This is a genomic window from Xanthomonas euroxanthea (genome assembly GCF_900476395.1).
Lineage (GTDB): Bacteria > Pseudomonadota > Gammaproteobacteria > Xanthomonadales > Xanthomonadaceae > Xanthomonas > Xanthomonas euroxanthea.
Genome location: NZ_UIHB01000005.1, coordinates 443,375 through 468,358 on the forward strand (window position 1 = coordinate 443,375; position 24,984 = coordinate 468,358).

Sequence of the window (24,984 nt, forward strand, 5' to 3'; positions counted from 1 at the left end):
GCGCCGGTGTCGGGGGTTTGAGGCGAATTTGAAGCGAATGTGAAGTGGGCGATCGGCAGGATCGGCGACCGGCACTGTGACCCAGTTAGGAAATGCAGTGTTCGCCCTGCAAAACTGCAACCAAGGCCCAGGACGTGCTTCCGTTGCATCGCCAAGGTTTCGCATCACCGGCGCGCGCCTGGCCGCCAGGCGCAACGATGCGCGTGCAGTTGCGCATCACGGGGCCATCGCTTTTTTCGAGTCTGTATTGATCACGGCGTTCCAGTGCCGTCGTTTCGTCGCGTCCTCCTTCAACTTGCACGCCGTATCGGCGGTGTCGCACGCGTATGCCCGCCTGCCGGCCGTGGTTCCAGAAGTGCGCACCACTGCATTCCTCTTTCGCCTGGAGTTTGCCTTCCATGAACAAGCAACGTTCACTCAGCCTCTGCCTGCTTGCTGCCCTGAGCCTGTCCTCCGCCGCCGCACAGGCGGCAATGCACGGGATGGGTCTGAAACCCTCGTCATTGATGCAGCCGGTCACGCCCTTGTTCGGCATTGCCAGCGCCGCCAGACCCCTGCCCGCCACGGTGGACCTGACTGCCTGGGCCATCGCGCCAGGCGACCAGGGCCAGGTGGGATCATGTGCGTCATGGGCAACCGCCCACACCCTGACCGGTTGGTACGCCAACGCCAGCAAGCAGGCGCAAACCCGCTTCGCCCCGATGTATCTCTACAGCCAGGTCAACAACGGCGTCGATGAGGGCTCCACGCTGGAAGCGCCGCTGGACGTCGCGCTGGCCCAGGGCATCGATACCGAGCAGCATTACTCGTGGGGCAACTACAACTGGAAGAATCCGCCCACCGCAGCCGACCGCGCCAACGCTGCCAAGAACCCCACGCCGTACCGCAAGTACACCGTGCTGTACTCGGGCGACGGCGATGGCGGGCGGGCCCTGATTGAACAGATCAAACTCGCGCTGGCCTCGTCCACGCCGGTGGTCATCGGCTTCTATGTCCGCCAGGGGTTTGAAGACCTCACGCCGAAGAACCAGGTCGACTACGACATCAAGACGCCGATCCTGGGCGGGCACGCGGTGGTCGCGCTGGGGTATGACAGCGACGGGCTGATCGTCGAAAACAGCTGGGGCACCGAATGGGGCAACAAGGGCTTTGGCAAGCTGTCCTGGTCGGTGGTCGCCAAGGACGTCATGGTGGCCGACGTGGTGCACTAGCACACAGCGGCTGCGCACCGTGATGCGCGGCCGACACGGAGGCGGCATGTGCCCTGGCGCATGCCGCTTCAGTGCACCGCGATGCGGGCGCCATTGGCTCCGGCCTGTGCACATGTGGCATGCATGCGGTCCAGAGCTGCCAACAACCTACTGCGCAGCCGCCAGGCGGGCGCGGACGGCGCGCGGAATCTTCGCGTACCACTGGTCCACTCCGGTTGCTCCGCGCCGTCCGCACCCACCTGACGACTGCTCGCTACGGATTGTCAGCCGCGCCTAGCCGATGGGCAGGCGCAGGGTCGCGATCGCACCGCCACCGTCCCGATTGTCCAGTGTCGCCTCGCCGCCGTGCAGGCGCGCGACTTCGCGCACGAACGGCAGGCCGAGGCCGGAGCTGCGTTGTCCGGTCTGCGGGCGGGCCAGCGAATAGAACCGCTCGAACACCCGTTCCAGTGCGTAGTCCGGCACGCCGCTGCCACGGTCCTGCACCACCAGCTGCACCTGCCCCTTCAGCACCTGTGCACGCAACTGGATGGTGCTGCCCTGCGGTGAGAACGCGATGGCGTTTTCCAGCAGGTTGATCAGCGCCTGGCGCAGCAGGAATCCATCGCCGAGCACGTACTGCCCGCGCGCCGTGTCGGAGCCGGCATCGCTGTCCAGCCGCACGCCGGCCGCTGCCGCGCGCGGCAACACGGCGTCCATTGCCGCCTGCAGCAGGCCGGCCACCGCGACGCGCTCGCGCGTCTGCAACCAGCCGTGCTGTTCCACCTCGGCCAGTGCGAGCAGCTTGTCGATGGTTTCGGTCAGGCGCAGCTCCTGCGCGCGGATGCTGGCGACAAAGTGCTGGCGATCGGCTTCCGGCAGTGGCTCGCTCAACAGTTCGGACGCACCCCGGATTGCCGCCAGCGGGCTCTTCATCTCGTGCGTCAGCGACTGCACGTACTGCTCGACGTAGGCCTTGCCTTCCAGCTTGCGCCGCATGCTTTCCAGCGCCTGGCCCAGGTCGCCGATTTCATCGCCGCGCGGCTCGGGCGGCGGCACCGGCACGCCGGCGCTCACCGCCTGTGCGTAGCGATTGAGCCGGCCGATGCCGCGCATCAGCCACCAGGTCATCCAGATGCCGATCAGCGCGGAAATGCCGATCAGCCAGGCACCGCGCTGCAGGATGTTGCGCTGGCTGGCCTCGATGAACGGGTCGATGCTGCGATTGGGCTGCGCCAGCGTCAGCACGCCGATCAACTTGGCTGGGTCATTCGGCGCGTAGATCGGTGCGGCCACATGCATCACCGTGGCGGTCGGGTCGCCATCGACCTCGGGGCTGGAACGCGCGCCGTATTCGCCGCGCAAGGTGCGATAGACATCGTTCCAGCGCGAGTTGTCGCGGCCTACATCGCGGCCCAGCGAGTCGAACACCACCACGCCACGCGCGTCGGTGACGGTGACGCGGTAGGCCACATCGTTCTTGCGGAACCGCCACACCCAGGCCTTGGGGTCGCGCCGCTGCGCCTGCGCCACGTTGCGCGCAAAGCTGCCGCTGGCGATGGTGCCGGCAGCCAGCTCGCCGCTGGCCATTTCCGCCAGTACGTTTGCCGCGTCCACCAGCGTGGATTCCATCGCCTGGCGCACGCCCGGCTTGACCTCGTTGACGAACACCCGCATCACGAAGAACGCGGCCAGCCCGACGATCAGGAAGAAGCCCAGGAACAACTTGAGACCGAGCCGCATCTCAGGCCCCGGCCCGGAGAACAACGCCACGCCTGCGCTCGCCCATGACTACAGCTCCAGCGCGTAGCCGAGGCCACGATGGGTGCGGATCGGGTCGGCCGGCACGCCGGCCTGGCGCAGCTTGCCGCGCAGCGTCTTGATATGAGTGTCCACGGTGCGGTCTGCGCTGTCGGCGCTGGCGTCCCAGCCGCGGTCCATCAGCTGCGCGCGGCTCAGGATCGCACCGGGGCGCTGCAACAGCGCCGACAGCAGCGCGTACTCGTAGCGGGTCAGCGGCAGCAGCGCATCGCCGTAGCGGATGCGGCTGCCCTCCCGATCGATCGCAAACGCGCCATGCGGCTGCCAGCCCGGCTCCACCACGGCGGCCTGGTTGCGACGACGCAGCCGTGCGCGCACCCGCGCCACCAGCTCGCGCGGGGAGAACGGCTTGGCCATGTAGTCGTCGGCGCCCAGTTCCAGGCCGAGCACGCGGTCGATCTCGTCATTGCGCGCGGTCAGGAAGATCACCGGCACATCGCTGAAACCGCGCAGCGTGCGGCACACCTCGAAGCCGTTGATGTCCGGCAGGCCCACGTCCAGCACCACCACATCGGCCGGGTCGGCACGCAGCCGCGCCAACGCGTCGCGGCCCAGCAGGCAATGCTCGGGCGCATAGCCTTCGCTGCGCAGCGCGTACAGCACGGTATCGGCAATGGCGGCTTCGTCTTCGACGACGAGCACGCGGGCGGGGGACTCGGACATGGCGCGCAGCATAGCCGCATGCTGGCGCGGCCCGTACACTGCCGCGATGAACTATCGCCACGCCTTCCATGCCGGCAACCATGCCGACGTGCTCAAGCACATCGCCTTGCTGGCGCTGATCGACACCCTCAAGCGCAAGGACACCCCGTTCTTCGTGCTCGATACCCACGCCGGACGCGGGCGCTACCAGCTCGGCGGCGAAGAGAGCCGCAAGACCAACGAGGCCGATGCCGGGGTGATGCGGCTGATGGCCGAGTCGACCCTGCCCGAGGTGGTGGAACGCTATCTGCGCGCGGTTCAGGCCGACAACCAGACCATCGCCCGCCCGGCCACGCCCGGCCAGAAGCCGGCGCGCGCCACCGCCGGCATCCAGATCAACCACTATCCCGGTTCGCCGCTGCTGGCGGCGCAGGCACTGCGCGAGCAGGACCGCATGGCGTTCTGCGAATTGCAGCCGGAAGAGGCCGAGGCGCTCAAGCGCCTGTTCGCCAAGGACAGCCGCGTACGCGTGCATGCCGGCGATGGCTACGAGGCGATTCGTGCCTTCGTGCCGCCACGCGCGGGCGAGACCAGGATCGGCCGCGGGCTGGTGCTGATCGACCCGCCGTACGAATCGCAGGATGCCGAGTACCCGCAGGTCATCCACAGCGTGCGCGAGACCCTGGCGCGCTGGCCGCAGGCGATCTGCATGGTGTGGTACCCGATCAAGCTCCGCCGCAGCCTGCAGCCCTTCATGCGCAAGGCTGCCACGCTGCCGGCCAAGTCGGTGCTGGTGGCCGAGCTGCAGGTGCGCCCGGACGACTCGCCGCTGCGCCTGACCGGCAGCGGGCTGTTGATCGTCAATGCGCCGTGGCAGTTCGACCAGATGCTGGCGCCCGCGCTGCCGGTGCTGAAGCAGCATCTCGGCGAGGCCGGTGCTTCGACCCGGCTGGAGTGGCTGCGCCAGGACGCCTGATTCGCCGGCGCCAGACGCCTCCTCGCGCTGGCAAACGCGGCCGCATACTCACGACTGGATCACGGTATCGCTCGGTACAGTGATGAGGGAAGCACTGCCACCCCCTGACGGCCCCCAGCGGCGCACCGGATTCATTCACGGTTGTGCGCTGGGCGGGTGCCAGAATCTTCCGATCTTTAAGGAACACCGGTCATGGCCATTCGCAATCGCATGCCTCCCTGGCATGAAAACTTCAGTCTGCCCAATGGCCGCACGCTTCTGCTCCGCCCGATCCGTCCAGAGGACGGCCCGCCGCTGCAGGGCGCTTTCAGCCTGTTGGGACCGGAGGAAATCCGCGCGCGGTTCGTGCGTTCCTCTGCCGAAATCACCCCGGAGATGGTGCAGCGCCTGACCCATCCCAATCCCAAGAGCGAAATCGTGCTGGTGGCCGCCGAGCAGCTGCCGCCGGGTGAAGCCCTGGTGGGCGCGGTGGCGCGTGCAGCGCTGGTGCCGGGCACCCGCCAGGCCGAGTACACCATTCTGGTCAGCAGCTTCGTCGCCGGCCAGGGACTGGGACGGCAGCTGATGCGCAAGCTGGTCAAGTGGGCGCGGCGCAAATACCTGGATTGCCTGTTCGGCGACGTGCTGCAAAGCAATGTGCCGATGCTGCAACTGGCCGAGTCGCTGGGCTTCAAGCCGCAGCCGCATCCGGATTCGCCGGAGTTGGTGCGCATGGTGCTGGAGCTGGATGCCTGAGGGGCTGGGATTCGGGATTGGGGATTGGGATTCGTGAAGCGGCTTGGGCGGTTGGTCTGCGACTTGGCTGCAGGGCCCTTGCCCGCCCACCATCGCAGGACACGCCGCAAGTACGTCCTTGTAGGCTCTTACGCGGCATCCATGCCGCGTAAGGTCCCGCGACGGTGAGCGGGCAAGGACCTGTCGAGATGGCCGGTGTGTTTGGTAAGAGCAGGCACCGTGGTCTGCTGTTCCGACAAGGAAGCGTCCCCTAACGCTGACCGATCAACGGATACGCCTTTTAAGCAACCAACCAGCCAATGCCCTCGCCGGTTGCGGGACCGTGTGGCGGCATGGATGCCGCCACCGAGCCTCCATGGACGGATTCACGGCGTGTCCCGCGAGCGGTGAGGACGCCGCACCCTCGACTCACCCGGCTTTGATTGTTGATCTGTCACTTGGCTGCAGGGCCCTTGCCCGCCCACCATCGCAGGACACGCCGCAAGTACGTCCTTGTAGGCTCTTACGCGGCATCCATGCCGCGTAAGGTCCCGCGACGGTGAGCGGGCAAGGACCTGTCGGGATGGTCGGTCGGCACAGTGCGAGCAGGCACGGTGCCCTGCTCGGGCAAGGACGTGTCCGCTCGTTCCGCAAGAAAGCCAGGGCAGCGGACCAGCTTTTCAAACAACCGACCAACTGTCTGGTGCGGTGCCCTCACCGATTGCGGGACCGTGTGGCGGCATGGATGCCGCCACCGAGCCCCCAGGGATGGGTTCACGGCGTGTCCCGCAAGCGGTGAGGGCACCGCACCCTCGACCGACTGGGCTTTTGACTGGGCTTTTGACTGGGTTTTTGATTGGGCTTTTGACTGCGCTTACGACTGCAACTGGTCCACCGGCGTGCTGGCCCAGGCGGTGCCCGGTACGAGCAAGTCGATAGCTAAGGCAGGACCGTGCAGCGCGCTTCTGCGCAGGCGGGCCGAGGCCGGCTTTCACGCCGGATGGACCGGGCGTGGTGGGTGCTCTGATAAAATTGCCGGCTGATGCCGTCGCCAACCACCTTCCCCTCTCCGCCGCTGCCCAAGTCCGGCCAGCTCCGCGCCTATTGGCGCGCTCCGTCTTCGCCGACTGCGCTGGCCTGGTCGATCGCACGCGCCGCCGAGGCGCATGCCGGCCCGCTGCTGGTGATCGCACGCGACAACCAGAGCGCGCATCAGATCGAGGCGGATCTGCACGCCTTGCTCGGCGAGCACGCCACGTTGCCGGTGGTGCCGTTTCCCGATTGGGAGACCCTGCCCTACGACCAGTTCAGCCCGCATCCGGAAATCATCAGCCAGCGCCTGGCGGCGCTGCATCGGCTGCCCGCGCTGACCCGTGGGGTGGTGATCGTGCCGGTGCAGACGCTGATGCAGCAGCTGGCACCGCTGAGCTATATCGTCGGCGGCAGTTTCGATCTGAAGGTCGGCCAGCGGCTGGATCTGGATGCGGAAAAACGCCGGCTGGAAAGCGCCGGCTACCGCAATGTGCCGCAGGTGATGGACCCGGGCGATTTCGCGGTGCGCGGCGGCCTGCTCGACGTATTTCCGATGGGCGAAGCCACGCCGTTGCGGATCGAGTTGCTGGACGAGGATATCGACTCCATCCGTGCCTTCGACCCGGAATCGCAGCGCTCGCTGGACAAGGTCGAGGCCGTCAAGCTGCTGCCCGGCCGCGAAGTGCCGATGGACGATGCCAGCGTGGAGCGCGTGCTGGCCTGCCTGCGCGAGCGCTTCGACGTGGACACCCGGCGCAGCGCGCTGTACCACGACCTGAAATCGGGTCTGGCGCCGTCGGGCGTCGAGTACTACCTGCCGATGTTCTTCAGCAAGACCGCCACCTTGTTCGATTATCTGGACAAGCGCGTGTTGCCGCTGGTCGCCACCGGTGTCTCCAATGCGGCCGATACGTTCTGGGCGCAGGCACAGGACCGCTACGAACAGCGCCGCCACGACGTGGAACGCCCGCTGCTGACGCCGGACGAGCTGTATCAATCGCCGGACGCCTTGCGCGAGCGGCTCAACAAGCTGGCGCGCATCGAAGTCTGGGCCAGCGATCATCCGCGCATCGACGAGGCCGCCGCGCTGGGCGACCAGCCCTTGCCGCCGCTGCCGGTGGCGGCAAAGGACGCGCCGGCCGGCCAGGCGCTGTCCTCGTTCCTGGGCCATTATCCCGGCCGCGTGCTGGTGGCCGCCGATACCGCCGGCCGGCGCGAAGCCTTGATGGAAGTGCTGGCCGCCGCGCAGCTGAAGCCGGAGGTCGTTGCCGACCTGCCCGCCTTCCTGGCTGCCACCAAGCTGCGCTTCGGTATCACCGTGGCGCCGCTGGAAGACGGCTTTGCGCTGGACACCCCGCAGATTGCGGTCCTGACCGAGCGCCAGCTGTTTCCCGAGCGCGCCAACCAGCCGCGGCGCAGCCGCCGGGTCGGGCGCGAACCGGAAGCGATCATCCGCGACCTGGGCGAGCTGTCCGAAGGCGCGCCGATCGTGCACGAAGACCACGGTGTGGGCCGCTACCGCGGGCTGATCGTGCTCGATGCCGGTGGCATGCCCGGCGAGTTCCTGGAAATCGAATACGCCAAGGGCGACCGCCTGTACGTGCCGGTGGCGCAGCTGCATCTGATCAGCCGCTATTCCGGCGCCTCGGCCGAGACCGCGCCGCTGCATTCGCTGGGCGGCGAGCAGTGGACCAAGGCCAAGCGCAAGGCGGCCGAAAAGGTCCGCGACGTGGCGGCCGAATTGCTGGAGATCCAGGCGCGCCGGCGCGCACGCGCCGGGCTGGCCTTGCAGGTAGACCGGGCGATGTACGAGCCGTTCGCGGCCGGCTTTCCGTTCGAGGAAACCGGCGACCAGCTGGCGGCCATCGATGCGACCCTGCGCGACCTGGGCAGCAGCCAGCCGATGGACCGCGTGGTCTGCGGCGATGTCGGCTTCGGCAAGACCGAGGTCGCGGTGCGCGCCGCCTTTGCCGCCGCCAGCGCCGGCAAGCAGGTTGCCGTGCTGGTGCCGACAACGCTGCTGGCCGAGCAGCATTACCGCAATTTCCGCGACCGCTTCGCCGACTACCCGATGAAGGTGGAAGTGCTGTCGCGCTTCAAGAGCACCAAGGAAATCAAGGCCGAGCTGGAGAAGGTGGCCAGCGGCGAGATCGACGTGATCATCGGCACGCACCGGCTGCTGCAGCCGGACGTCAAGTTCAAGGACCTGGGCCTGGTCGTGGTCGACGAAGAGCAGCGCTTCGGCGTGCGGCAAAAAGAAGCACTCAAGGCGATGCGCGCCAACGTGCATCTGCTCACGCTCACCGCAACCCCCATCCCGCGCACGCTCAACATGGCCATGGCCGGGCTGCGCGACCTGTCGATCATCGCCACCCCGCCACCGAACCGGCTGGCGGTGCAGACCTTCATCACTGCCTGGGACAACGCGCTGCTGCGCGAGGCCTTCCAGCGCGAGCTCAGTCGCGGCGGGCAGCTGTACTTCCTGCACAACGATGTGGAAAGCATCGTGCGCATGCAGCGCGAGCTGTCCGAGCTGGTGCCGGAAGCGCGCATCGGCATCGCCCACGGGCAGATGCCCGAGCGCGAGCTGGAGCGGGTGATGCTGGATTTCCAGAAGCAGCGCTTCAACGTGTTGCTGTCGACCACGATCATCGAGTCGGGCATCGACATTCCCAACGCCAACACCATCATCATCAACCGCGCCGACCGCTTCGGCCTGGCCCAGCTGCACCAGCTGCGCGGCCGCGTCGGCCGCTCGCATCACCGCGCCTACGCGTACCTGGTGGTGCCGGATCGACGTTCGATGACCTCCGACGCGGCCAAACGCCTGGAAGCGATCGCCTCCATGGACGAGCTCGGCGCCGGCTTCACCCTGGCCACGCACGATCTGGAAATCCGCGGCGCCGGCGAGCTGCTGGGCGAGGACCAGAGCGGGCAGATGGCCGAGGTCGGCTTCAGCCTGTACACCGAGCTGCTGGAACGCGCGGTACGCAGCATCCGCCAGGGCAAGCTGCCGGATCTGGATGCCGGCGAGGAAGTCCGCGGCGCCGAAGTGGAGCTGCATGTGGCCTCGCTGATTCCCGAGGATTACCTGCCGGACGTGCATACGCGGCTGACGCTGTACAAGCGCATCTCCAGCGCACGCGATGCCGATGCATTGCGCGAATTGCAGGTGGAGATGATCGACCGCTTCGGCCTGCTGCCGGACCCGGTCAAGCACCTGTTCGCCATTGCCGAACTCAAGCTGCAGGCCAATGCGCTGGGCGTGCGCAAGCTGGACCTGGGCGAACACGGTGGCCGGCTGGTCTTCGAGGCAAAACCGGCGATCGACCCGATGGCGGTGATCCAGATGATCCAGAAGCAGCCGAAGATCTACACGATGGACGGCCCGGACAAGCTGCGCATCAAGCTGCCGCTGCCGGAAGGCGCGGACCGCTTCAACGCCGCGCGCGGCCTGCTGACGATGCTGGCGCCAAGATGAGACCGCGCTGCGGTCGGCTGCGCCTGCCATGGGCGCCGCGCCCGGCCTGGAAGACGCCAGGACGCGCCGACCGCGTTGCAGGCACTGCGCACAGTGCCGCCGATCCAATGCGGCACCTCCGCTAAAGCCCATGCCCCTTGCGCTGCCGGTGCAGGAGGCAGGCGACCTGTCTGGTGCGTCGTTGCTGCAGCCGCCTTGCACCGCCTCACGCCGCAGGCACTCAAGAAGCCGACGGGAACGCGGCTATCTGTCTTGCGGGACTGTCCAGGACATTGGTGTCCTGAGCCTGCTTGCGACAAAGCTGAGCAATTAATGCCCAGGCAGTGATGGCCTTCTCAAATTCGTCACTGCACTGAATTTGGCCTAAATATTCCTGTCACGCGCCGATACCTGCATGGACCGGCGTGATCTCCGTGTGCAGCACTGCCCACGCAAGCCCACGCCGGAGCGACCTTCTTCCGCGTCATGGCACGCAACCGTGCGCCATCGCATCGCTTGAGGCATCAATGAACACGCCACTGTCCGATCTACCCGCGCCGCTGACGCTTGCCCTGGAAGGCGAGATGACCATCCGTCGCGCTGCCGAACTCAAGCCGCTGCTGCAGCCGGCCTTGCTGCATCCGGGCGGGCTGCATCTGGACCTGGGGGCGGTCAGCGAGATCGACACCACCGGCCTGCAGTTGCTGCTGGCGACCAAGCAGGCGATCCAGGCCGACGGCCGGCCGTTCTCGCTGACCGATTCCAGCCGCGCGGTGGTCGATGTGATCGAACTGCTCGGCCTGCTCGAAGCGCTGTACCCGCATGCGGTTGCGGGTCTCGGCGAACGCATTCACTAAGGGACCGGCGACACGCATGGACATGAACCAGCTGATGCAGACCTTCCTGGCCGAAAGCCGGGACCTGCTCGAAGACATGGAACGTCACCTGCTCGAAGCCGAGCGTGGCGAATCCTCGCCGGATGCGGTCAATGCGATCTTCCGTGCGGCGCACACCATCAAGGGCTCGGGTGGATTGTTCGATCTGCCGCAGCTGGTCGGTTTCACCCACGTCGTGGAAAGCGTGCTGGACCTGGTGCGCGACGATGCACTGACGCTGAGCTCGGAACTGATCGCGCTGCTGCTGGTGTGCTGCGACCACATCCACGCCCTGGTGGAAACCGCAGCCGATCCGGCACACGCCGATGCCGACGCCCTGACTGCAGAGGCCGAGCCCCTGCTGGCGCAACTGCAGACCTACCTGCAGGTCAGCGCCTGCGGTGTCACTGCCACGGCCGTCCAGCACAACACCCCGGAGAAACAGAGCGGTTACTGGCGCATCACGCTGAAATTGTTCGCCGATGCGCTGCGCTACGGCAACTCGCCGCTCAAGCTGATTCGCAACTTGCGCGGGCTGGGCTCGGTCGAGTCGATCAATACCGATGTCAGCGGGCTGCCGAGCTTCGAAGCGCTGGATCCGGAAGCCAATTACCTGGGCTTCCGGATCCTGCTGCGCAGCGATGCCGACCGTGCCGCGATCGAGGACGTGTTCGAGTTCGTACGCGAGGACTGCGACCTGGAGATCATCTCGGTACCGGCACCGATGGACGCCAGCACCGTGCTTGCAGACGAGCCGGTCGTGGCTGCGGCCGCGCCGGTTAGCGGCGTGCTGGCGGCCGTGCCGGCCACAGCGTCGGCACGTCCGCAGCAGGACACCGGCGCACGCAACGCCGACGCGCGCTCGATCCGCGTGGACGCCGACAAGCTCGATCGCATGATCGACCTGGTCGGCGAACTCATCATCGCGGTGGCCGGCACCAATGCCAACGCGCAGCGCACCGGCGATGCACAGTTGCTGGAATCGGCCTCGATCCTGGCCGGCCTGGTGGAAGAGGTGCGCGAAAGCGCCCTGCAACTGCGCATGGTCAAGATCGGCGGCACTTTCAGCCGCTTCCAGCGCGTGGTGCACGACGTGGCGCGCGAACTCGGCAAGGACATCGCGCTGGTCGTGGCCGGCGAAGACACCGAACTGGACAAGTCGGTGGTGGAAAAGATCGGCGACCCGCTCACCCATCTGGTGCGCAACGCCATGGATCACGGCATCGAACCGGCGGAGGTGCGCGTGGCACGCGGCAAGCCCGCACGCGGCACCGTGGGCCTGAATGCCTATCACGATTCCGGCAGCATCGTCATCCAGATCACCGACGACGGTGGCGGCCTGAATCGCGACCGCATCCTGGCCAAGGCGCTGGAACGCGGGCTGATCGAGCCGGGCCGCCAGCTCAGCGACCGCGAGGTATTCGCGATGATCTTCGAGCCGGGGTTTTCCACCGCCGAAAAGGTCACCAACCTGTCCGGCCGCGGCGTGGGCATGGACGTGGTCAAGCGCAACATCACCGCGCTGCGCGGCACCGTGGAGATCGACAGCACCGCAGGCCTGGGCACCACCATTTCGGTGCGGTTGCCGCTGACGCTGGCCATCATCAACGGCTTCCAGGTCGGCGTCGGTAAATCGGTGTTCGTGGTGCCGCTGGACGTGGTGGAGGAATGCGTGGAATTCACGCCCGACTACAGCAGCGACTACATCGACCTGCGTGGCAGCGTGCTGCCGTATGTACGCCTGCGCGCACTGTTCGCGCTCGGCGGCAGGACGCCTGCGCGCGAGAGCATCGTGGTGATCCGCCAGGGCGCGCAGCGTTTCGGGCTGGTCGTGGACACCTTGCTGGGCGAATGGCAGACCGTGATCAAGCCGTTGTCCAGGGTCTTCGCACAGGTCAAGGGCATCAGCGGTTCGAGCATCCTGGGCAGCGGCGATGTCGCGCTGATTCTCGACGTACCCAGCCTGCTGCAGCAATTGCATCCAAACCAGGACGCCCTGGCGGCCTGAGTCACCACACAAGCACTCCCCACATCACCGCCTCGTTCGTTGTTCCCTGACCCCAGGAAGCTGCCGCCATGTCACACCGTCTCCCGATCGCCACGCAGTTGTGGTTCACCGCCGCCCTCGCCCTTGCCTTGCCTGTCGTGGTGGTGGTCGCCGGCTTTGCGCTGACGCTGTCGCACGGCGCCCTGCTCGCCGCCAGCGTCCTGGCCGCACTCGTCAGCGGTGCGTTGCTGCTCCATGCGATCCGCATCGCGGCCGGCTCGCTGGAGCTTGCCACCACCACGCTGGATGCATTCGCGCGTGGCAACTTCGCCGTCGCCCTGCCGCAGCTGCGCGACGAGCAGGCCTGCGAGGTGCTGCGTGCGCTGCGCAAGGTGCAGGGCACCATTGCCCAGGTCAACCAGGAGATCAACCGCGTCTGGCAGGAACACGACGCCGGCGAGATCGACGCGCGCATCGACGTGGCACGCTTCGATGGCGATTTCCGCACCACCGGCGAAGGCATCAACCGCCTGGTCACCAACCATATCGCGGTCGAGAAGCAGCTCATGGCCTGCGTGGCCGAGTTCGGCCGCGGCAACTTCTCCGCCGAGCTGGAACGCCTGCCGGGCAAGAAGGCCCTCATCAACGAGATCGTCGAGCAGATCCGCGGCAACCTCACCGGCATGGTCGCCGAGGTCAACCACATGGCGGCCGAGCACGACGCCGGCGATATCGACGTGGTCATCGACACGCAACGTTTCACCGGCGATTTCCGCCGCATGGCCGAAGGCATCAATGCAATGGTAGCCAGCCACATCGCGGTCAAGAAACAGGCCATCGCCTGCGTGGCCGAGTTCGGCCGCGGCAACTTCACCGCGCAGCTGCCGTTGCTGCCGGGCAAGAAGCGCTTCATCAACGAGACCCTGGAACAGGTGCGCGGCAACCTCACCGGCCTGATCCGCGAGATCAACCACATGTCGGCCGAACACGAAGCCGGCGATATCGATGTGGTCATCGACAGCAGCGGTTTCGACGGCGATTTCCGCAGCATGGCCACCGGCATCAACCAGATGGTGGGCGCGCATATCGCGGTCAAGAAGCTGGCGATGGGTGTGGTGGCCGAATTCGGCCGCGGCAACTTCGAGGCACCGCTGGCGCAGCTGCCGGGCAAGAAGGCCTTCATCAACGACACCGTGGAGCGTGCGCGCGGCAACCTGCGCAGCATTTCCGAGGTGATCCAGGTGATGGGCGCGATGGCCGACGGTGACCTCACCCATACCGTGGAAGGCCGCTACGAAGGCGCCTTCGCCGACATGCAGCGCTACGTCAACACCACCATGAGCCGGCTGACCGAGATCGTCGATGAGGTCAACCGCAACGCCGAGAACCTGGCCAGCGCCTCCGAACAGGTCAGCGCCACCGCACAGGCGCTGGCGCAGGCCGCCAGCGAACAGGCGGCCGGGGTGGAAGAGACCAGCGCCTCGCTGGAACAGATGACCGCCTCCATCGCGCAGAACACCGAGAACGCGCGCGTCACCGACAGCATGGCTGCCAAGGCGGCCAGCGAGGCGGCCGATGGCGGCGACACCGTGCGCGCCACCGTGGTGGCGATGAAGGACATCGCCAAAAAGATCGGCATCATCGACGACATCGCCTACCAGACCAACCTGCTGGCGCTCAATGCCGCCATCGAGGCCGCGCGTGCCGGCGAACATGGCAAGGGCTTTGCGGTGGTGGCGGCGGAAGTGCGCAAGCTGGCCGAGCGCAGCCAGATCGCCGCGCAGGAGATCGGCGAGGTGGCCGGCTCCAGCGTGGACCTGGCCGAAAGCGCCGGCCGCGTGCTCGGCGAGATGGTGCCCTCGATCCGCCGCACCTCCGACCTGGTGCAGGAAATCGCCGCGGCTTCCGAAGAACAGACCGCCGGCGTCAGCCAGATCAACACCGCCGTCGGCCAGTTGAACCAGACCACGCAGTCGGCCGCCGCCAATGCCGAAGAACTGGCCGCCACCTCGGAGGAAATGAGCGCGCAGGCCGAACAACTGCAGCAGTTGATGGGCTTCTTCCGGCTCGGCAATGGCGCGCGCGCGGCGGCATCGCCCAGCAACAAGCCGGGCCCGCGCCGGATCGCACCGCATGGCAGCAGCACCGCAATCAGCGCGCCGCCGCGTCGCAGCAACGTGCGCCAGTTCAGCGCGGTGGCAGCCACCGCCGATGCGATCGACGAATCGCAGTTCGCCAGCTTCTGAGGACACGACGATGCAACCGCACAGCGCAGCCAGCACCATGCCAACCGCCGTCGCGCCGCCATCGACGGCGCCGCAGCAATACCTGACCTTTGTGCTGGGCACGGAGATGTTCGGCCTGGGCATCCTCGGCATCAAGGAAATCATCGAATACCGCATGCCGACCGACGTGCCGATGATGCCGCCGGCCCTGCGCGGGGTGATCAACCTGCGCGGCGCGGTGGTGCCGGTGGTGGATCTGCAGCAGCGCTTCGGCCGCAACGCCAGCGCGATCACCAAGCGCAGCTGCATCGTGATCGTGGAGATCGCCCATGGCCATACGCATCAGGTGCTCGGCCTGTTGGTGGATGCGGTGAGCGAGGTGCTGGAAATCGCGCCCGATGCGATTGCCGACGCGCCCAGTTTTGGCGCCGGCATCGCACGCGAATGCATCCATGCGATGGCCAGGATCGGCGAGCGCTTCGTGATCCTGCTCGACGCCGATGCGGTGCTGGGCAACGACGCCCTCGCCCAGCTGCCTGTCGCCGAGCTGGCAGCCTGACATGTCCAGCCTGCACGCAAGGACTCCCATGCGCCCCACCCTTCTCTCCTGCAGCTGCGCGCTGGACGGCCCGGTACTGGTCGTCGACGACAGCGTGGTCCAGCGCGAACACGCGATGGCGCTGTGCCGCCAGCTCGGTGCCGTCGCCGTCGACGGCGCAGTCGACGGCCACGCCGCGCTGGCTTGGCTGAGCAGTGCAGTGGCCCCGTCGCTGCTGCTGATCGATCTGGAAATGCCGGGCATGGATGGCGTGCAGCTGCTGGATGCGCTGGCACGCGGCAAGTACAGCGTGCCGGTGGTGGTGGTCTCGCAGCGCGGCGGCGCCCTGATCGATGCGGTGATGCAGCTCAGCCGCAGCGCCGGCGTGCGCGTGCTCGGCGGCATCGAAAAGCCGATGCATCTGCAGGACCTGGCCAACGTGCTGGAGTGCGAACCGGGACTGGCCACGAACGCGCCCGCGTTTGCCCAGGCGGCGATCTCGCCGCTGATGTCCAGCGGTGGCGCGGCTGCCTCGCGGCTGGACCGGGCCATGCGCCGCGGCGAAATCCGCGTGGCCTACCAACCCAAGCTCGATCTCAAGGACGGTCGCCTGCGCGGCGTGGAAGCGCTCGCCCGCTGGCGCCGCCCGCAAGGCGACATGATCGGGCCGGACCGCTTCATTCCGCTGGCCGAACGCGAGGGCCTGATCCATGCCCTGACCCAGCAGGTGATCGACATGGCAGTCGCGCAACTGGTGGACTGGCGCGCGGAAGGCCTGGAGCTGAGCCTGGCGCTGAACCTGTCGCCCAACCTGCTCGGCGAGCAGGGCTTTCTCGAACAGCTGTGCGGCAAGCTGGGCGACAACGGCCTGAGCCCTGCCGATCTGGTGCTGGAACTCACCGAAAGCGCCATCGTGGAGCCGGCCAATGCCTTGAGCATGCTGGCGCGCCTGCGCCTGCACGGCTTCGGCCTGTCGATCGACGACTACGGCACGGGGTTTTCCTCGCTGCAGCGCCTGGCCAGCATTCCCTTCACCGAACTCAAATTGGATCGCAGCTTCGTGCATGCCGCACATCGCAGCCGCAGTCAGCGCACCGTGCTCGAATCCACGCTGGAACTGGCCCACCGGCTCGAACTCACCGCCGTGGCCGAAGGGGTGGAAACGCCGGAGGACTGGCGCCTGCTGCGCGAGCTGGGCTGCGACCTGGCACAGGGCTACCTGATGGGCTCGCCGATGCCCGGGCCGATGCTGTCGGAATGGTGGCGCGAACACGCCGTGCGCATCGCACGCCTGTGCGGCAACGCACTGCCCAGCGATGCAGATGTCGCCTGACCATGAGCACAGCCACCGCCATCACCGAACAGGAGTTCGGCCGCTTCCAGCGCTTCATCTTCGAAGCGGCGGGCATCAGCATTTCCACCGGCAAGAAAGCCATGTTGTGCGGCCGGCTGGGCAAGCGCCTGCGCGAACACCAGTTCAGCACCTACACGCAGTACCTGCAGTTGCTGGAAAGCCGCCAGGACCGCGCCGAGATCCAGACCGCGATCGACCTGCTGACCACCAACGAAACCTACTTCTTCCGCGAGCCCAAGCACTTCGAGCTGCTGCGCAAGCTGGCCGGCGAACATCGCGGCGGCCTGCCGTTCCGCTGCTGGAGCGCGGCCAGCTCCAGCGGCGAAGAGGCCTACAGCATGGCGATGGTGCTGGACGACGCCTTGCAGGGACGGCCGTTCGAAGTGGTCGGCAGCGACATCAGCACCCGCGTGCTGGCCAAGGCGCGCACCGGGCATTACGCCCTGCAGCGCATCGACGGCATTCCGCAGCCCTATCTCAAGCGCTATTGCCTGCGTGGCCAGGGCGAATACGACGGCACCTTGCTGGTGGAACGGCGCCTGCGCGACCGGGTCAAGTTCGTGCATGCCAACCTCAATACGGCCTTGCCGATGCTGGGCAGCTTCGATGCGATCTTCCTGCGCAATGTGATGATCTATTTCAATGGCCAGACCAAGCGCGAGGTCATCCTGCGTGTGCTGTCCAACCTCAAATCGGGCGGCTATTTCTGCATCGGTCATTCGGAGAGCCTGAGCGAACTCGACATCGATCTGGTCCAGGTGGCACCCTCGATCTTCCGCAAGGCCTGAGCCAAGGATCCGCCGTGTCGACCGCCTTCAACCGCCCTGCCGCCAGCCCCATTGCCCGCACCGACGCCATCAAGGCCATGGTCGTCGACGACTCGGCGGTGGTGCGCCAGGTGCTGGTGGGCGTGCTCAACGACGCGCCCGACATCGAGGTCATCGCCACCGCGGCCGACCCGCTGCTGGCGATCGAGAAGATGCGCAAGCAATGGCCGGACGTGATCGTGCTGGATGTGGAAATGCCGCGCATGGACGGCATCACCTTTCTGCGCAAGATCATGAGCGAACGCCCCACCCCGGTGGTGATCTGTTCCACGCTCACCGAAAAAGGCGCACGCGTCACCATGGATGCCCTGGCCGCCGGTGCGGTGGCCGTGGTGACCAAACCGCGCCTGGGGCTGAAGCAGTTCCTCACCGACTCGGCCGACGAACTGGTCAATACCGTGCGCAGCGCCGCACGCGCCAACGTCAAGCGGCTGGCCGCACGGGTTGCCGCAGCGCCGCTGGAAGCGGAGGTCAAGCACACCGCCGATGTGATCCTGCCGGCGCAAAGCGGGCGCGCGCTGGCGCAGACCACCGAGCGCATCGTCGCCATCGGCACCTCCACCGGCGGCACCCAGGCGCTTGAAGAAGTGCTGACCGCGTTGCCGCGCGTCTGTCCCGGCATCGTGATCGTGCAGCACATGCCGGAGAAATTCACCGCCGCCTTCGCCGCGCGTCTGAATGGCTTGTGCCAGATCGCAGTGAAAGAGGCCGCCAACAACGACCGGGTGATGCCCGGCCGCGCGCTGATCGCGCCCGGTGGCAAGCATCTGCTGCTGCGCCGCAGTGGCGCGCAATATTTTGTCGAAGTGATGGAAGGCCCGCCGGTCAACCGGCACCGTCCGTCGGTGGATGTGCTGTTCCGCTCGGCCGCGCGTGCGGCCGGCAGCAACGCGCTGGGCATCATCATGACCGGCATGGGCGACGACGGCGCCGCCGGGCTGCTGGAAATGCGCCAGGCCGGCGCGCGCACGGTGGCGCAGGACGAACACACCAGCATCGTGTTCGGCATGCCCAAGGAAGCGATCAAACGCGGCGGCGCCGACCGCATCCTGCCGCTGGGCGCGATGGCGCGCGAGATCGTGACGCAGCTGCAGTAGCGCGCCGCACGCGCAAACGGCGCAATTACAACTGCGACTCCAGCGGCAACCAGCCCATCACCGCCGCCGCGCCACGCCGCCACACGCTCGCGGCCGGCTCTTGCGACCACACCTCGGGCGGTTGCGCCGCATCGTCGTGCCAGCGCAGCGCGCCCTGCTCCAGGGTCACGCGGTAACTCACCGGCGCGCCGATCTTGCGGTTGTAGACCTGCTCCAGCTGCGCGGCCACTGCGCGGTCGTTGAACAGCAGGCCCATCTCGGTATTGAGGTTCATCGAGCGCGGATCCAGATTGAACGAGCCGATGAAGCCGCTGCTGTCGTCCACCACGAACGCCTTGGTGTGCAGGCTGGCCCCGCTGGAGCCGAACAGGCTGCCGTCCGGCTTGCCCATCGGCTTGAGCTCGTGCAGGCGCACGCCTTGCATGAGCAGGGGCACCCGGTAATCGGCATAGCCGCTGTGCACGGCAACCACATCGTTTGCTGCCAGTGAGTTGGTCAACACGCTCACGCGCACATTGCGCCGACGCAATGCGCCGATCCAGCGCATGCCGTCCTCGCCCGGCACGAAGTACGGCGAGATCACCTTCAGTTCGCGCTGCGCATGCGCCATCTCGCCGATCAACACCGGCGTCATCCAGTCCGCCTGCGGCGGTGCGCCCTCGGCCTTTTCCGGCGGGTCGGAAACGATGCGCGCCTGGTCCAGCCACTGCACCTGGCGCTGGCCCTGCGTTAACGCCTGCACGCTGGGTGACTGGCGCAGCCGCTGCACATACGGATGCGCGCGTGCCGACTCCAGGCCCGCATCCAGGCTGCCGCGCAAGGCATCCAGTGCCTGCGGCTTGGCGGTCACCAGCGCAGCCAGCGGCAGGGCATTGGGGCTGTTCCAGTACGCATCGAAGACTTGCTCGGCCTGGCCCACGGCCGGCCCCATCAATGCCGCGTCCATGTCCATGAAATTGGTGTCGCGCGCCGCATCGAAGTATTCATCGCCCACATTGCGGCCACCCACCACCGCCATCCGGCCATCGGCAATCCAGGCCTTGTTGTGCATGCGCCGGTTGATGCTGAACATGCGCAGCACCATCTCCACCCCGCGCATCAGCGTGCCTTCGCGCGCACGGGTGGGATTGAACAGACGGATCTCGATCATCGGGTGGCTGTCCAGCGCCGCCAGCACCGAATCGCTGCCGTGGATGTTCATGTCGTCCAGCAGCAGGCGCACGCGCACGCCGCGATCGGCCGCATGCAGCAGCTCGTTGTGCAGCAGGTTGCCGGTGAAGTCGGCATGCCAGATGTAGTACTGCAGATCCAGGCTGCGCCCGGCCGCACGCGCGGTGAGCGCACGCACCGCGAACGCATCGACATTGTCGGGCAGGATCACCATGCCGGTCTGACCGGCATGTGCCTGCTGCAGCGGCGCCACCACCTGATCGATCGGCGTGGCGATCGCCGTGGCAGGCAGCGTGTGGCTCACCGCACCACGCTGACGATCGGCAAAGCGTCCGTAGCCGTACAGCGACAGCACGCTGCCCAACAGGAGCACCAGTACACCGATGCCCACCCATTTGATGATTTTTCGCCTCGTCACTGCCGCCCCCGTGTTGCAGAGCGCGGCAGTCTAGACGCTGCACCTGCATGTCGATGTGCAGACGCAAGCGCACAAGCGAGCTCGACAAACGCGCAAAAACAGCGGGTTTCCCGGCGCGGACTGTCGCAACAGTCCGCGCCGGATGCGATGCCGCTTACCAGATCGCAACGCGATCCTTGTCGCCACGCACCATCGCATCGCCCGGCTTGCACTGGAACGCCTGCGCAAATGCCGGCATGTTCGACGGCGCACCATTGGCGCGGAAATTGGCCGGCGCATGCGGGTCGGTGTTCAGGCGCACGCGCAATTCGCCGTCGGTGAAGTTGCGGCGCCACACCGTGGCCCAGTTCATGAAGAAGCGCTGGTCCTGCGTATAACCGTCGATGTCCTTGTTGGCGCCGGGCTGTTCCTTCAATGCCATCTGCAGCGCGTCATAGGCCACGGTCAGGCCACCGAGATCGCCGATGTTCTCGCCCAGGGTCAGCTTGCCTTTGACGTTGACGCCAGGAATCGCCTCATAGCCGTCGAACTGCGCCACCAGCTGGTCGGTGCGCTGGGTGAACAGCTTGCGGTCCGCATCGGTCCACCAGGTATCGAAGTTGCCCTTGGCATCGAACTGGCTGCCCGAGTCGTCGTAGCCATGCATCATCTCGTGCCCGATCACCGCGCCGATCCCGCCGTAATTCAATGCCGGGTCGGCCTTGGGGTCGAAGAACGGCGGCTGCAGGATTGCCGCCGGGAACACGATCTCGTTGCGGGTGGCGTTGTAGTACGCATTGACCGTCTGCGGGGTCATATGCCACTCGCGCTTGTCGACCGGCTTGCCGATCTTGTCCAGCATGTAGCGATAGTTGAATGCCTGCGCGGCCTGCATGTTGGCCAGGAATCCGTCACCGCGGGTCTCCAGGCCCGACCAGTCGCGCCACTGATCCGGGTAGCCGATCTTGGGCGTGAAACTGGCCCACTTCTCCAGCGCGCGCTGCTTGGTTTCCGCGCTCATCCAGTCGAGCTGTTCCAGCCGTGCCTTGAGCGCCACCGAGAGGTTCTGCACCAGCTGCTGCATCTGCTGCTTGGACTCGGCCGGGAATGCGGACTGCACGTAGAGCTGGCCCAGTGCCTCGCCCATCGCCTCGTTGACCGCATTCAAGGTGCGCTTCCAGCGCGGCAGCATGTCCTGCTGGCCACGCAGGGTCTTGGCATAGAAATCGAAGTTGGCCTGCTCGAACGGCTTGGCCAGATACGGTGCCGCCTCGTCCACACTGTGGAAACGCAGGTAGGCCTTCCAGGTTTCCACCGGCGTATCGGCCAGCATCGCATCGAGTTCGGTGAAGTAACCCGGCTGGCTCAGCGAGAACGTCCCTGCCGGCACCTTGAGTGCGCTGAAGAACGCCTGCCAGTCGAAATGCGGTGTCACCGCGTTGGCACCGGCCACATCGACCGGGTTGTAGCGCTTGGCCGGGTCGCGCAGTTCGATGCGCGACAGCGAGGCGGCGGCCAGGCGGGTTTCGAACGCCATCACCGCCTTGGCCTGCGTGGCCGCCTGCGCGGCGGGAACGCCGGACAACTCCAGCACGCGCGCGATGTAGGCCACGTACTGCTCACGGATCCTGGCCTGAGCCGGATCGGTGTAATAGCCCTTCTCGGGCAAGCCCAGACCGCCCTGGCCTGCGTAGGCGATCATCTGTTCGGAATGCTTGTAGTCGGCATTGGCGCCGAACGAGAACAGGAAGCCCTGGCCCTTGGCATAGCTGTCGCGCAACCACGCGGCGATGGACGGCGCATCGGTCAGCGCATCGATCGCCTTGAGCTGCGGCTGCAGCGGCGTGATGCCGGCGGCGTCGATCGCCGCTTCGTCCGAGCCGGTGCGCCACAGGTCGGCGATCTTGGCGTCCACCGAGCCGGCCGACAGGTTGCCGCGCGCCAGTTGCTCCACCAACGCGTGCTGGATGGTCAGCGAACGCTCGGCCAGCACCTCGAAACTGCCCCAGCTGGTGCGGTCCGACGGCACCGGGTTGGCCTTGAGCCACTTGGCGTTGACGAAGCCGTTGAGGTCCTGGCACGCGTTGATGGCCGGATCCAGGTCGTTGATGCCGAAGGCCACGATCGGCGCATCGAGCTTGGACACATCGACCCTGGTCGGCGCGGCCGGCGGTGCAGCCGGTGCCGGCCTGGCGGTGTCCTCGGAGCGGCCACACGCCAAGAGCGTCACCGCGATGGCCACTGCAAGCGACAGTGGCGCAAATTTGCTCAACATCTTTCCATTCTCCAAGGCATGCGACCGCGCCATGCGCAGTCAAAAAAGTAGGCAATCAGCGCAGACGCACCAACCACGTCATCATTGCAACGGCACCGCAACGTCCTGACGTCCGCTGCCGCGCCCTATCGAAGAGCACACGTCCCACGACGCACTCCACGTGGCCTGGGCACGTGCATGCCACCGCTGTTGCCGTCGCAGAAACCGCCCCGGCAATCCGGCGCAGCAGCGCCATCGACTGTGGTCATTTGCGCGCGTACAGCGGTGCCATCAACAGGTACACCGGATACGCCAGCACCATCAGCACCAGCGCGACCTCATGCCCGGACGCCGCCTCCGCCCAGGACTCCATCCGTCGCGACGGCCCCCAGAAACCGAACGCCAGCAGCGCCACACCCACGATGCCGACCAGCAGCGCCAGGCCCAGCGCCGAACCGGACACACTGCCCCGGGCCAGCAACGCGAACGCAGCGCCGCCACCGCCCAACAGCAGCCCCAACGTCACCAGATACGCGCGGCAGTAGGTGGCACTCATCTGTTGCCTTTTCCGCTTGCTGGACATCATGTCTCCCCTGCAAGAACCCGCGCATGCGCACCTGCCCGATCCACCAACAGGCGCGCATGCGTGTCGAATCCGCACGCGTCAATCGAGCGCGCGCCGCAAACTCCACGCCACGCTGCGCGCCATGCACGTAGCGCAGCCAGCGGATGCGGCGATTATTTTGCCTTGCCCTGATTGGCCACCGCGTCGGCGGCACGCTTGGCCGCTTCCGGGTCGCCCAGGTAGCGGAAGCTTTGCACCTGCAGGGTGTCGTCCAGCTCGAACAGCAACGGGATGCCGGTCGGGATGTTGAGCTCCAGGATCTGCTCGTTGGAGACATCGTTGAGGTATTTGTACAGCGCACGCAGCGAGTTGCCGTGCGCGGTCACCAGCACGGTCTGCCCAGCCTTCAACTGCGGTGCGATCGCGTCGTGCCAGTACGGCAGCACGCGCACCAGCGTGGTCGCCAGCGACTCGGTACCCGGCAATGCATTGCGATCCAGCGTGGCGTAGCGACGGTCGTGACACGGATGCCCCGGATCGTCGACGTCCATCGCCGGCGGCGGGATGTCGTAGGAACGGCGCCAGATCTTGACCTGTTCTTCGCCGTGCTTGGCCGCCGTCTCGGCCTTGTCCAGCCCCTGCAGGCCACCGTAGTGGCGCTCGTTGAGGCGCCAGCTCTTGGACACCGGCAACCAGTCCTGGTCCAGTTCCTTCAACGCACCCTGCAGCGTATGGATGGCGCGCTTGAGCACCGAGGTGTGCGCCACATCGAACTGCAGCCCTTCGTCCTTCATCAGCTTGCCGGCCGCAGCGGCTTCCTGGCGGCCTTGTTCGGTGAGTTCCACATCCACCCAGCCGGTGAAACGGTTGTCCAGGTTCCATTGGCTCTGGCCATGGCGCAGCAGTACGAGTTTACGGGTCACTACGGTTCTCCGATTGGGGCCGATCAGCCTGCGATTGTAACGGCAGCCAGCGCATCGCAGGCGTGCACGAGACCGCCACGGCCAGCGCGCGATGCTGCGGCCATGCAAACGATCGATCCCGTCTTCGCCGGTTGGGATGGCAGCGTCATCCAGGCGCGACAGTTGCAACAGCAACTGGCACACCGCGTGGTGCTGCAGGACCAGCTCGGCGCAACACCGCAACTGTTCGCCGGCTTCGACGTGGGCTTCGAAGACGACGGCCAGACCACGCGCGCGGCCGCGGTGCTGCTGGATGCAGACACGCTGATGCCGCTGGAAACGCACGTCGCGCGGGTGCCCACGTCGATGCCGTACGTGCCGGGCCTGCTCAGCTTTCGTGAGCTGCCGGCCTTATTGCAGGCGCTGGCACTGTTGTCGCGCCCGCCGGATCTGGTCTTCATCGACGGCCAGGGCATCGCGCATCCGCGCAAGCTCGGCATCGCTGCGCACTTTGGCGTGGTGACCGGCCTGCCCAGCATCGGCGTGGCCAAGCAACGCCTGGCGGGCAGCTTCGTCGCGCCGGGGCCCGAGCGCGGCGACCACAGCCCGATCCTGCTGGGTGGCACGCAGATCGGCTGGGCGCTGCGCAGCAAGCCACGCTGCAATCCGCTGATCGTCTCGCCTGGCCATCGCGTCTCGATGCAGGGCGCGCTCGACTGGACGCTGCGTACGTTGCGCGCCTATCGCCTGCCCGAGCCCACGCGCCTGGCCGATCGGCTGGCCTCGCGGCGCGGCGAAATCGCCCTGCACAGCGCCGCCTCCGGACAGCTGTTCTAGCGCGCGGCGGCCAATCGCGATCAACCGTGCGCGTGCCTGCCTCTGTCGTCTGCAACCGCCCATCTCGGCACGCTCGTTCTGGCCGCCAGCACGCCGCGCAGCGACTGTCTCCGGGACGATC

At 66.8% G+C, this 24,984-nt stretch carries 19 protein-coding genes and 1 other RNA gene; 13 read left to right on the forward strand and 7 right to left on the reverse strand.

What is annotated here, in order from left to right; genetic code table 11:
• Positions 1-85 precede the first annotated feature (85 nt).
• Positions 86-400, reverse strand: coding sequence for a hypothetical protein (locus CPBF1521_RS16075; RefSeq protein ID WP_126945207.1), 315 nt, complete (start codon positions 398-400; stop codon positions 86-88).
• On the opposite strand from CPBF1521_RS16075, the gene CPBF1521_RS16080 reads away from it, so the two are divergent.
• Positions 399-1,211: a C1 family peptidase gene (locus tag CPBF1521_RS16080; protein WP_115677612.1), complete on the forward strand. Its 813-nt coding sequence runs from the start codon at positions 399-401 to the stop codon at positions 1,209-1,211. The genes CPBF1521_RS16075 and CPBF1521_RS16080 overlap by 2 nt on opposite strands.
• 193 nt (positions 1,212-1,404) lie before the next feature.
• Positions 1,405-1,480: non-coding RNA, sX9 sRNA (locus CPBF1521_RS16085), on the forward strand.
• 4 nt (positions 1,481-1,484) lie between these two features.
• Here the strand turns inward: CPBF1521_RS16085 and creC are convergent.
• Entirely contained in the window at positions 1,485-2,933 is a 1,449-nt protein-coding gene (gene creC, locus CPBF1521_RS16090) for a two-component system sensor histidine kinase CreC (RefSeq protein ID WP_115677613.1), read from the reverse strand.
• A gap of 48 nt (positions 2,934-2,981) precedes the next feature.
• Positions 2,982-3,686, reverse strand: coding sequence for a two-component system response regulator CreB (gene creB / locus CPBF1521_RS16095; RefSeq protein ID WP_180707893.1), 705 nt, complete (start codon positions 3,684-3,686; stop codon positions 2,982-2,984).
• 34 nt (positions 3,687-3,720) lie between these two features.
• Between creB and CPBF1521_RS16100 the strand changes: the two genes are divergently transcribed.
• The 10 genes from CPBF1521_RS16100 to CPBF1521_RS16150 all read left to right on the forward strand — a co-directional run bounded on the left by CPBF1521_RS16100 (position 3,721) and on the right by CPBF1521_RS16150 (position 18,738).
• Positions 3,721-4,629, forward strand: a complete 909-nt coding sequence (locus CPBF1521_RS16100; protein WP_104582197.1) for a 23S rRNA (adenine(2030)-N(6))-methyltransferase RlmJ — start codon at positions 3,721-3,723, stop codon at positions 4,627-4,629.
• A gap of 192 nt (positions 4,630-4,821) precedes the next feature.
• On the forward strand, positions 4,822-5,364 hold the full coding sequence (locus tag CPBF1521_RS16105; protein ID WP_024939889.1) for a GNAT family N-acetyltransferase: 543 nt from the start codon (positions 4,822-4,824) through the stop codon (positions 5,362-5,364).
• A gap of 1,021 nt (positions 5,365-6,385) precedes the next feature.
• A complete protein-coding gene (mfd, locus tag CPBF1521_RS16110; RefSeq protein ID WP_115677614.1) occupies positions 6,386-9,856 on the forward strand; it encodes a transcription-repair coupling factor in 3,471 nt (1,156 codons plus the stop codon).
• A 506-nt stretch (positions 9,857-10,362) separates the two neighbouring features.
• A complete protein-coding gene (locus CPBF1521_RS16115) occupies positions 10,363-10,692 on the forward strand; it encodes an STAS domain-containing protein (protein WP_104583126.1) in 330 nt (109 codons plus the stop codon).
• Positions 10,693-10,708: 16 nt separating this feature from the next.
• Complete coding sequence (locus tag CPBF1521_RS16120; RefSeq protein WP_115677615.1) at positions 10,709-12,718, forward strand: chemotaxis protein CheA; 2,010 nt, start codon at positions 10,709-10,711, stop codon at positions 12,716-12,718.
• Between the two features lie 68 nt (positions 12,719-12,786).
• A complete protein-coding gene (locus CPBF1521_RS16130; protein WP_181901259.1) occupies positions 12,787-14,943 on the forward strand; it encodes a methyl-accepting chemotaxis protein in 2,157 nt (718 codons plus the stop codon).
• Between the two features lie 37 nt (positions 14,944-14,980).
• Positions 14,981-15,481 (forward strand): chemotaxis protein CheW, encoded by a 501-nt coding sequence (locus tag CPBF1521_RS16135; protein ID WP_115677749.1) that lies wholly within the window; start codon positions 14,981-14,983, stop codon positions 15,479-15,481.
• A gap of 28 nt (positions 15,482-15,509) precedes the next feature.
• Positions 15,510-16,793: an EAL domain-containing response regulator gene (locus CPBF1521_RS16140; protein WP_104648097.1), complete on the forward strand. Its 1,284-nt coding sequence runs from the start codon at positions 15,510-15,512 to the stop codon at positions 16,791-16,793.
• A gap of 2 nt (positions 16,794-16,795) precedes the next feature.
• Positions 16,796-17,602: a CheR family methyltransferase gene (locus tag CPBF1521_RS16145; RefSeq protein WP_115677616.1), complete on the forward strand. Its 807-nt coding sequence runs from the start codon at positions 16,796-16,798 to the stop codon at positions 17,600-17,602.
• On the forward strand, positions 17,599-18,738 hold the full coding sequence (locus CPBF1521_RS16150; protein ID WP_164739168.1) for a protein-glutamate methylesterase/protein-glutamine glutaminase: 1,140 nt from the start codon (positions 17,599-17,601) through the stop codon (positions 18,736-18,738). Before CPBF1521_RS16145 ends, CPBF1521_RS16150 begins: the two co-directional genes overlap by 4 nt.
• A 25-nt stretch (positions 18,739-18,763) precedes the next feature.
• Here CPBF1521_RS16150 and CPBF1521_RS16155 read toward each other — a convergent pair whose 3' ends face one another.
• The 4 genes from CPBF1521_RS16155 to gpmA form a co-directional block, all read right to left on the reverse strand.
• Positions 18,764-20,326, reverse strand: a complete 1,563-nt coding sequence (locus CPBF1521_RS16155; RefSeq protein WP_115677617.1) for a phospholipase D family protein — start codon at positions 20,324-20,326, stop codon at positions 18,764-18,766.
• A gap of 154 nt (positions 20,327-20,480) precedes the next feature.
• A complete protein-coding gene (locus CPBF1521_RS16160) occupies positions 20,481-22,580 on the reverse strand; it encodes a M13 family metallopeptidase (RefSeq protein ID WP_115677750.1) in 2,100 nt (699 codons plus the stop codon).
• A 244-nt stretch (positions 22,581-22,824) separates the two neighbouring features.
• Positions 22,825-23,142: a hypothetical protein gene (locus CPBF1521_RS16165; RefSeq protein ID WP_104583146.1), complete on the reverse strand. Its 318-nt coding sequence runs from the start codon at positions 23,140-23,142 to the stop codon at positions 22,825-22,827.
• Between the two features lie 155 nt (positions 23,143-23,297).
• Entirely contained in the window at positions 23,298-24,047 is a 750-nt protein-coding gene (gene gpmA, locus CPBF1521_RS16170) for a 2,3-diphosphoglycerate-dependent phosphoglycerate mutase (protein ID WP_115047490.1), read from the reverse strand.
• Positions 24,048-24,149: 102 nt separating this feature from the next.
• Between gpmA and nfi the strand changes: the two genes are divergently transcribed.
• A complete protein-coding gene (nfi, locus tag CPBF1521_RS16175) occupies positions 24,150-24,863 on the forward strand; it encodes a deoxyribonuclease V (RefSeq protein WP_115677618.1) in 714 nt (237 codons plus the stop codon).
• Positions 24,864-24,984: the final 121 nt, after the last annotated feature.

Coding starts and splice junctions, on each gene's coding strand:
- CPBF1521_RS16080 (WP_115677612.1), top strand. CDS start 399: ATGAACAAGCAACGTTCACTCAGCCTCTGCCTGCTTGCTGCCCTGAGC.
- CPBF1521_RS16075 (WP_126945207.1), bottom strand. CDS start 400: ATGGAAGGCAAACTCCAGGCGAAAGAGGAATGCAGTGGTGCGCACTTC.
- creC (WP_115677613.1), bottom strand. CDS start 2,933: ATGCGGCTCGGTCTCAAGTTGTTCCTGGGCTTCTTCCTGATCGTCGGG.
- creB (WP_180707893.1), bottom strand. CDS start 3,686: ATGCTGCGCGCCATGTCCGAGTCCCCCGCCCGCGTGCTCGTCGTCGAA.
- CPBF1521_RS16100 (WP_104582197.1), top strand. CDS start 3,721: ATGAACTATCGCCACGCCTTCCATGCCGGCAACCATGCCGACGTGCTC.
- CPBF1521_RS16105 (WP_024939889.1), top strand. CDS start 4,822: ATGGCCATTCGCAATCGCATGCCTCCCTGGCATGAAAACTTCAGTCTG.
- mfd (WP_115677614.1), top strand. CDS start 6,386: ATGCCGTCGCCAACCACCTTCCCCTCTCCGCCGCTGCCCAAGTCCGGC.
- CPBF1521_RS16115 (WP_104583126.1), top strand. CDS start 10,363: ATGAACACGCCACTGTCCGATCTACCCGCGCCGCTGACGCTTGCCCTG.
- CPBF1521_RS16120 (WP_115677615.1), top strand. CDS start 10,709: ATGGACATGAACCAGCTGATGCAGACCTTCCTGGCCGAAAGCCGGGAC.
- CPBF1521_RS16130 (WP_181901259.1), top strand. CDS start 12,787: ATGTCACACCGTCTCCCGATCGCCACGCAGTTGTGGTTCACCGCCGCC.
- CPBF1521_RS16135 (WP_115677749.1), top strand. CDS start 14,981: ATGCCAACCGCCGTCGCGCCGCCATCGACGGCGCCGCAGCAATACCTG.
- CPBF1521_RS16140 (WP_104648097.1), top strand. CDS start 15,510: ATGCGCCCCACCCTTCTCTCCTGCAGCTGCGCGCTGGACGGCCCGGTA.
- CPBF1521_RS16145 (WP_115677616.1), top strand. CDS start 16,796: ATGAGCACAGCCACCGCCATCACCGAACAGGAGTTCGGCCGCTTCCAG.
- CPBF1521_RS16160 (WP_115677750.1), bottom strand. CDS start 22,580: ATGTTGAGCAAATTTGCGCCACTGTCGCTTGCAGTGGCCATCGCGGTG.
- CPBF1521_RS16165 (WP_104583146.1), bottom strand. CDS start 23,142: ATGTCCAGCAAGCGGAAAAGGCAACAGATGAGTGCCACCTACTGCCGC.
- nfi (WP_115677618.1), top strand. CDS start 24,150: ATGCAAACGATCGATCCCGTCTTCGCCGGTTGGGATGGCAGCGTCATC.